General features: G+C 44.3%; 1 protein-coding gene. It reads right to left on the bottom strand.

Translation table 11 applies throughout. The features are described from left to right. Positions 1-104: 104 nt before the first annotated feature. Positions 105-851, bottom strand: coding sequence for a cell wall-active antibiotics response protein LiaF (gene liaF, locus CVN76_RS00945; RefSeq protein ID WP_100530096.1), 747 nt, complete (start codon positions 849-851; stop codon positions 105-107). Between the last annotated feature and the right edge of the window lie 107 nt (positions 852-958).

The following is a 958-nucleotide window of genomic DNA, read 5'->3' as shown; positions in this document are numbered from 1 at the left end:
GCCCCAGTCGGACAGCGGGAAAATAAAGAAAACCACCGCCGGCAAAAGAAGCGAAAGAACGAAGGAAACACCTAGGGCACTCAAGATCTGGCGTGTCACGATGCTCATACCCGCTTCACCTCTAAATCCCCAACAAGGATGGACGTGATGATATGCACTTTATGGTCCGCTTCATCGAAGCCCGCTGTTTGAAAAGAATGGATTTGATTAAAGACCCTCGATTCAGGCTTATTTTCAAAAATCCGTGCTCTCCCCGCCATGACGGAATGATGGACCCTTATTTCGATGCCATACGGGATGAGGACCGTGATATTGCCAATGATATTCCTAAGGGAAATGACGGCATCCCCTTTCGGCAGGATCGTCCGGCTCAAATCAATGACCGTATCACCGACCCCGCTTTGAACATTCACGGAATTCCATTCGTATACCTGCTCACCCGTTTGTTGATGGCCGAACAACTTATTTTGAAAGAGATGCCCACTTTTCAATAACGGCTCCTTATGGACTTGTTCTTCGTCAATCCCTTCATTGGTGATGATCGGGTTGATCCAATCGGGATTCTTTTTCGACTGATAATATAAAAGTAAGAAATAAATGAGAATGGCGAAAAGGAAAAACTTAAAAACGAACATATTCAAAACTGTGATGATCAGTGAGATCAGTCCTGTAAAAAATAAAATCTTCCCGATTGTCCGCTTAGTGAATTTCCTGCCCAAATAGATTAAGACAACCGAAAAAGCAAGCGGAAACAGTAAGCCTCCACCCTTGAAGGAAATCTCCAAAAAAAGCAAGACGATTCCGATGAGGAAGATCCAACCCATATAATCCGTTTTCATTTTGTTCAACATCGGCCCGCCTCCCTTGTAATTGATCATGATACTCTTAAAAGGCGCAGTCAACCGCGCCTTTTAAGAATACCACGAATCGATTAGGTTCTAACAGAGCGTTTTCCCTC

It is taken from the genome of Bacillus sp. mrc49 (assembly GCF_002803435.1).
This window is presented reverse-complemented; position numbering and strand designations above follow the sequence as displayed.

What these genes read in the sequence shown, in the direction of transcription:
- liaF (WP_100530096.1), bottom strand. Translation starts at nt 851, where the DNA reads ATGTTGAACAAAATGAAAACGGATTATATGGGTTGGATCTTCCTCATC.